Annotated in this window: 4 protein-coding genes; 1 reads left to right on the top strand and 3 read right to left on the bottom strand. The window is 45.9% G+C overall.

The window, feature by feature from the left end; translation table 11 throughout:
* Positions 1 to 141: 141 nt before the first annotated feature.
* Complete coding sequence (locus QUA00_RS13955) at positions 142 to 1,512, top strand: ATP-binding protein (RefSeq protein WP_333409991.1); 1,371 nt, start codon at positions 142 to 144, stop codon at positions 1,510 to 1,512.
* Between the two features lie 184 nt (positions 1,513 to 1,696).
* On the opposite strand, the gene QUA00_RS13950 is transcribed toward QUA00_RS13955, so the two are convergent.
* The 3 genes from QUA00_RS13950 to QUA00_RS13940 all read right to left on the bottom strand — a co-directional run bounded on the left by QUA00_RS13950 (position 1,697) and on the right by QUA00_RS13940 (position 7,195).
* Positions 1,697 to 2,344, bottom strand: a complete 648-nt coding sequence (locus tag QUA00_RS13950) for a Uma2 family endonuclease (RefSeq protein ID WP_333409990.1) — start codon at positions 2,342 to 2,344, stop codon at positions 1,697 to 1,699.
* A gap of 97 nt (positions 2,345 to 2,441) precedes the next feature.
* Positions 2,442 to 3,017 (bottom strand): Uma2 family endonuclease, encoded by a 576-nt coding sequence (locus QUA00_RS13945; RefSeq protein ID WP_333284794.1) that lies wholly within the window; start codon positions 3,015 to 3,017, stop codon positions 2,442 to 2,444.
* A gap of 164 nt (positions 3,018 to 3,181) precedes the next feature.
* Positions 3,182 to 7,195 (bottom strand): magnesium chelatase subunit H, encoded by a 4,014-nt coding sequence (locus QUA00_RS13940; RefSeq protein WP_333409989.1) that lies wholly within the window; start codon positions 7,193 to 7,195, stop codon positions 3,182 to 3,184.
* Between the last annotated feature and the right edge of the window lie 117 nt (positions 7,196 to 7,312).

Below are 7,312 nucleotides of genomic sequence, written 5' to 3'. Positions count from 1 at the left end.
TTTAGTAGGCATTGACTTTTTATAAATATCATCATATTATACTATGCAATATGCGTTTTAGATGCTGAACAGCTTATTTTGTTATCTAAAAAGTTATAAAAAATAAGTTATAATCAGTAAAAGTTACCCCAAGCGCGATCTATGGAGCTTAAGGAAGTCTTAAGATTTGCCGATGAAAAAGTTTTTTCTAAAACAGGGAAGCACTTAGACGACCTGCAAGAAGCTATTTTAAAAGAAACGCTCCAAGGTCGAAAATATGCAACAAAAATAGCGCAAGACCGTGATTGTAGTGAAGGTTATGTTAGGGTGGCTGCTTCTGAATTATGGAAGATATTATCAGATGTCTTCGACGAAGACGTTACTAAAGTAAATGTTAGAGCGATACTGGAAAGGGCAAAGTTTTATAATTCTCCATCAGCTATTGGTAGAGATCATGTAACAAATAACGTCAATATTTGTCAAGAAAGGGCGAGAAGTCCAACAGAACCGCAAAATCCCCAACCAACTCCCAAACAACTCCAAATAGACTTAGGCGACGCACCGGAAATATTCACCTTTTTCGATCGCACTTCTGAACTCTCCACCCTCGAAAACTGGATAACACAGGAACACACACGCCTCATCGCACTCCTCGGAATCAGCGGCATCGGCAAAACAACCCTCTCCCTAAGCCTGATCGATCGCATCAAAACCCAATTCGATTACGTCATCTATCGCAGCCTGCGCTTTTCCCCAACCCTCGATGCAACCCTCACCAACCTGCTGCAAATCTTTTCCCAACAATCTGAAATTCCCCAAAACATCGAAACCAAAATTTCCCAAATCCTCGATTATTTGCGAAAAAACCGATGTCTGATTGTCCTTGATGACGTACAGATGCTTTTGGGCAGCGGGCAACTAGCGGGACAATATAAAACTGGATATGAAGATTATCAGTTATTTTTTAAACTAATTGCCGAAGTTTGTCATCAAAGTTGTTTGATATTGAATAGTTGGGAAAAACCCAGAGAAATTGCCAGATTATCAAAAGATAATCATCCCGTGCGATGTTTTGTATTGGGAAGTTTAGGAGTAGCAGCTAAAGAAATTTTGAACTCACAAAAGTTATCCGATGAGGAAACATGGTCAACTTTGATTGATATTTATCAAGGCAATCCTCTGTGGTTGGAGTTCACTGCAACGCTGATTCAAGAGTTGTTTGGGGGGAGAGTTTCTGAGTTTTTGCAGTGCGAGATGCCGATTTTAGATGAAGGGTTGCAATCTGAGTTATCTCAACCTTTTGGGCGTTTGACACAGCCAGAATTGGCAGTGATGACTCACCTAGCTAATCAACCTGAACCCGTTGCTGTGTCGCAAATTTTCAACAAAATACCATTTTCTGCGTCAGAAATAGTCAATGCGGTGCGATCTCTTGGAAATCGGTTTTTATTGGATACGCAGGAACAGGAAAAGATAACTTTGTTTAGTTTAAATCCTGTGCTGAAACAGTATGTAAAAACTCAGTCTTCTTAGTCCGCGTAGGCGGACTTTGTTTGTGTAGACGCGGTTTCAACCGCCGTCTTTATTTTTCCAGACAGGGTTATTCGTGGGGGAGGGCGGGTTTATTTAATCTGTCTGCAAGCTTTCAGGCTATTGGCGAACCCGCCCCTACAGGTTATTAAAAATCGTGCAAAATGTCGAGGTAACAAACCCAGATTTAATTTAAGTGCGATCGCGCCCACTCTCTAAACTCTCTAATTCTCGCATTCTCTCCCTTTTCTGAGTCGAGGTTCATAAACTGTGCGAGTTCTTTGACAGGAAAGGAGGCAAATGCCAAACTGGTTTCGGACTCGACATAACCCGTATCATTTAAAATGTTAATTATTAGTTTCCCCTTCTTCCAAATCCAAACCTCCGGCACTTTAAGTTCCGCATAAACCGCCATTTTATTGATAGATGAGCTAGTCAAATCCATTTCTACAGCTAAGTCTGGCGGCGGGTCATTTTTGAGATCGATAGTTAACTTTCCCCGCATTAAAGCTTCATTTTGGATATAAAAACATTCATCAGCTTCGTTGCCAGCTTTTTTCGGTTCCGAACGCCAAGTAGATGATTTTAATCCGATAATTTCAATTCCAATTTCCTCAGAAAGTGCTACAATTAGTCGTCCGAGAGTCCAGCTATACCTTTCATGTTCTGGTAAAGGTACCATAAGTTCTAACGTTCCTTGGTAGTAAGTCATGCGCGGCGTTGAACGTTCGGCAAATATTTCTAACAAGTGTTCGTAGGTTTCCCAACTGATATCATGTAAAACCAGGTGAGAACCTGTAAGCTCTTCTTTACTGTACGCCAGGGTTTGAACCATTGCAAATACTCCACGAGAACTTTAACTGTATTTTATTTACTCTATTGAACATTGGACAGGTGCGATTCCCTGCGGGATAGCTTCGCACGCGCGTACATTACCAGATTGATTCAAGATTCAAAATAAATCCGGGGAGAACATCTTCACCTGATACAGTGGCTGGAGATTCTAACACTTCAACTTCTCGATCCTGACGATAAATCTCTACTTGCCGTGATTTGCGATTAATCAACCAACCTAAAACAGCACCGTTATCTCGATATTCTTTCATCTTATCCTGAGTGTCTTTCAAACTATCGCTGGGAGACATTAACTCAACGACAAAATCAGGACAAATGGGAGGGAATTTCTTTTGTTGTTCGGAAGTTAGTGCATCCCAGCGTTCTAATTTTACCCAAGAAGCATCAGGCGCTCTATTTGCATTATTAGGAAGTTTGAACCCTGTTGAAGAATCAAAAACTTTACCCAGTTTACTCTGCTGATTCCAAATCCAAATCTGTGCTGTTAATCCTGCATTGCTGCTTCCAGTTTCTCCTCCTGCTGGTGACATGATAATTAATTCTCCTTTCGCTGTGCGTTCCAATCTAATATTTTCATTTTCTTGACAGAGTTCAAAAAACTGATCGTCTGTCAGCTTAATAATTGGGTTGAGGTTGAGGGTGAGGGTAGTCATAGCGGTATTTTATCGTGGCTAAACGACCTTTATTAAGGATTGTAGCATATTGAGTGAGTTGTGAGGGCGATCGCTTCCTACTCATCAAAAACCTCGCAAAAATATAAGGACACAGCAATGCTGTGTCCCTACAGATTAAAGGTGATTCTCCGAAATTGGGATGTTTATTCTACCCCCTCAATCCGGTCTTCCACCTCCTGATAAAGTTCACGCAGACGATCCAAATTGTTCTCCGACGTTTCCCAATAACCCCGGCCATTCACCTCAAGCAAAGTGCTGACAATCTTGCGGAACGAATGAGGATTTAAGTTAAGCAAACGCTTCTGCATCTCCTCATCTTGGATAAACGTAGTGTTGACATCCTCATACACCCAATTATCCACAGCGCCCGCCGTCGCACTCCATCCAGTCGTATTCACCAGACGCTTAGAAATCTCCCGCACGCCTTCATAACCGTGCGACAACATCCCCTCGTACCACTTCGGATTCAGCAGCTTAGTCCGCGAATCTAAACGCACGGTTTCTGATAGAGTCCGCACCTGGGCGTTCGCTGTCGTTGTATCAGCAACAAAGGATGTCGGTTTCTTCCCATCTGCGCGCAAACTGCCGATCAATTTAGTCGGATCGGAGTCGAAATAGTGCGACACGTCGGTTAGGGAAATCTCGGCAGAATCCAAGTTCTGGAAAGTGACTTCCGCAGTTTTCAAGGATGATTCAAAAATCTGCCTGTCTTGTTCCATTGTTCCCGGATTGTCGGAAGAAAAGGCGAAGGATTTGCGAGTTAAGTACATTTCCTGCAACTCGGCTTCGCTTTCCCAAGTGCTGTTTTCCACCGCCAAGTTGATGTTAGATGAATAGGAACCAGAAGCATTGGAAAATACCCGGGTTGCTGCTTGTCGCAGGTTGATTCCCATTTCTTCCGCTTGCTTCAGGGCGTGTTTGCGGACGAAGTTCATCTCTAAGGGTTCGTCGGCTTCCGCTGCCATTTTCACGGCTTTATCTAACAAATTCATTTGGTTGATGAACAAGTCGCGGAATACGCCGGAACAGTTAATTACTACGTCGATCCGAGGGCGTCCCAACTCTTCTAAAGAAAGCAATTCGAGTTTGTTTACCCGGCCCAATGCGTCGGGAACTGGCTTCACTCCCACCATCCACATTACTTGGGCGAGGGATTCGCCGTAAGTCTTGATGTTGTCGGTTCCCCACAACACAACGGCGATGGTTTCTGGATAATTTCCGCCGTTATCAACGCGCTGTCTTTCTAACAGCCGATCGACTACAAGCTTAGCAGACTTAACCGCCCCCGTTGTAGGGATTGACTGCGGGTCTAAAGCGTGCATATTCTTGCCAGTCGGCAAAACATCCGGGTTGCGAATCGGATCGCCACCGGGGCCAGGCAGAACATACTCGCCTTCTAACGCGCGCAACAAAGCGCCTAATTCGTTGTCGGCACAAACTTGCTGCAAGCAGAATTCCAGATACTCAAACAGCGGTTTAATCGGTTCTGGATCGATTTTTTTGTAACCTGCAGCGTGCAAGGCTTCAACCCAAGGTGTTTTCTTGCCCATGTTGAAGAAATTCAACTTAGAAACAAGGGAAACTCGGCCCTCAGCGTCGGTTTGTTCCTTCACCAAAGCGCCCACTGCTTCCCGACAGGCCAAGGTGATGTTTTGCAGCAATTCAACATCTGTTAAAATGCCTTTGTCGCTGTTAGTGTAAATTTCGCCGATATCGCGTCCGAGACTGTTAGCGATAATTCGCGGCAAGCTGATCAGCCCGTCTTCTTCCCGGTCTAAATTGGCGATATTCACCAAAGTTGCGATCGCCTCTTCAGCAGTCGGCGGCTTACCGATCACGTGCAAACCGCAAGGTAACAACCGCGACTCAATCTCCATCAACTTGCGGTAAACCAAGCCAACTAAATTATCCCGTTCCTCGGCAGTCATATCCGCAGCAACCCCTCGTTCTTGTTCGGGAGGTAACGCGATATCCTTATCCAAATTCACCAAACGGCATTTTTCGACGATCGCATCCACAATCGGCACACCGCGCCCAGTCTCTTTCAAAGTTTGATAAGAAGCAATTAACTCGCTGAGTTCCTGCAAACCTTTGTACAAACCAGCATTTTCAGCCGGAGGAGTCAGATAGCTGATTGTTTCAGCATAACTGCGGCGCTTAGCAATTGTTGCCTCGCTGGGATTGTTGGCGGCGTAATAATAGAGGTTAGGAATTTTGCCGATCAAACTGTCGGGATAACAATCCCCAGACATTCCCATCTGCTTACCGGGCATGAATTCTAGCGAACCGTGAGTGCCAAAGTGCAGCACCGCATCCGCACCCCAAATGCGCTCCAAATATGTATAGTAAGCAGCAAAACCGTGGTGCGGGCTGGCGGAACGAGAGAATAACAACCGCATCGGATCGCCTTCGTATCCAAAAGTAGGTTGCACTCCGATAAACACATTGCCGAAATGTTTGCCGAAAATCAGCAAATTTTGTCCGTCGCTGTTCAAATGTCCCGGAGGCGGGCCCCAATTTTCTTGCAAGCGTTCCGAGTAAGGAGTGAATTCTTCGTATTCAGCTACAGACATCCGGTAAGCAACATTTAATTCCGGGCTTTGGTATTGGGCTGTTGCGTCGTGGATGACTTCTTGCATCAGTTTTTCGGCGGAATCCGGCAATTCTGGCAAGTCGTAACCGTTGCCTTTTAAGGCTTTCAATACTTGGTAAATCGAGCCGAAAACGTCCAAATAAGCGGCTGTTCCGACGTTGCCTTTGTCCGGCGGGAAACTGAAAACTGTGATCGCAACTTTTTTATCTAATTTTGGTTTGCGGCGCAGCATTGCCCACTTCATAGCGCGCTGGGAAATTGCTTCGATCCGGTCTTGTAGGGCGATCGCCTTGCCAGTTGCGCCATCACGTCCCGACAATATAATCGGTTCGATCGCGCCATCCAACTCGGGAATGGCAATTTGCAAAGCAACTTGAATCGGGTGCAAGCCTAAATCGCTATTTTCCCACTCTTCCGTCGTTTGGAAAACCAGCGGCAAAGCCACCATGTAAGGGCAATTTAATTTTTTCAAAGTCTCGATCGCCTTTGGGTGATCTTGTTTCGCCGGGCCGCCCACCAGCGCAAAACCAGTCAGAGAAACCACCGCATCAACTATCGGCAGTGGCGCAACACCTTTGGTTCCAACTTCCAAGAAAAAAGTTTCGACTGGTTTCGAGAAGTCCAAACCGCCGGCAAAAATCGGCACCACCCGCGCCCCCATTGCCTCCAATTCCTGCACCATTGCTACATAGTGCGCGTCATCTCCCGTGACTAAGTGAGTCCGCTGCAACACCAAGCCGATGCAAGGTGCGAGGGGGTCTTTGAGGTCTGCGGAAATATCTTTGCGGGCGTTGTACCAGGTGAGATATCCTTTTACATCCTCAAACATCGACGATGCCAAAGGATGCCAAATTCCCATATCCGGGTAGACAACGGGCTCTTGGTATTGTAGGGGCAATCCCCCCGTGGTTGCCCCCTGGCCTTTGAATACATATTTATGTGACAGCATCAGCAAGAAGTTTTCCAAGTTTTCTTGGGAACCGCCCAGCCAATACTGGAAACTCAGCATGAAGTTGCGCGCATCTTGGGCTTTGTCGATGGGCAAATATTTCAGCACTTTCGGCAAAGTTTGCAGCAGTTTCAGCATTCCGTCTTGGAAGGAACTCCCGGATTTTTCCTTCCGTTTTTTCATGAATTCGCCGATCGCACTTTTGCTTTGTCCCAACTGTGCCATCGAGAAACTGCCCATTTTATTGAGTCGCATCACCCCCGGCATCGACGGGAAGACGACGGCGACATCCAAGCTGTCGCGCAGCGGTTCAACTGCCGCTACCACTTTTTCGGCCAAATCTTCGATGAAAATTAGAGAAGCAATAAATACATTGGCATCCGCCACATCCCGCTTGAAGGCCTCGTAATTTTCCGGGCTGCGGAGTTCCTCGATCAGGTAGCCACTGATTTCTATTGCCAAATTCGGATTTTTCTGGTTTATCGATCGAACCGCTGCCGACAGGGCGCTTTGATACTGCGGTTCCAGTACGACATAGACCACCTTCATTAGCGATCGCCCCTGCAAGTTTTCCGGCACGACGTGGCGAATGGTGGGCTTGACGTGAGTGAACATCCGGTTAGGCTCCTTTAAGATGCTGTTTTCGGGAATCGGGAATTTTTTTATCCCATAAGCATTTTTACCAGAAAACGCTTGCCATTAGGCGATTTGAGCCTGCACATGACACAATTC

The sequence above is a fragment of the Microcoleus sp. T2B6 genome (genome assembly GCF_036700475.1).
Taxonomy (GTDB): domain Bacteria; phylum Cyanobacteriota; class Cyanobacteriia; order Cyanobacteriales; family Microcoleaceae; genus Microcoleus.
Note: the sequence above shows the minus strand (reverse complement) of the source record. Positions and strands in the feature narration are given on the sequence as shown.

Coding starts and splice junctions, on each gene's coding strand:
- QUA00_RS13945 (WP_333284794.1), bottom strand. CDS start 3,017: ATGACTACCCTCACCCTCAACCTCAACCCAATTATTAAGCTGACAGAC.
- QUA00_RS13940 (WP_333409989.1), bottom strand. CDS start 7,195: ATGTTCACTCACGTCAAGCCCACCATTCGCCACGTCGTGCCGGAAAAC.
- QUA00_RS13955 (WP_333409991.1), top strand. CDS start 142: ATGGAGCTTAAGGAAGTCTTAAGATTTGCCGATGAAAAAGTTTTTTCT.
- QUA00_RS13950 (WP_333409990.1), bottom strand. CDS start 2,344: ATGGTTCAAACCCTGGCGTACAGTAAAGAAGAGCTTACAGGTTCTCAC.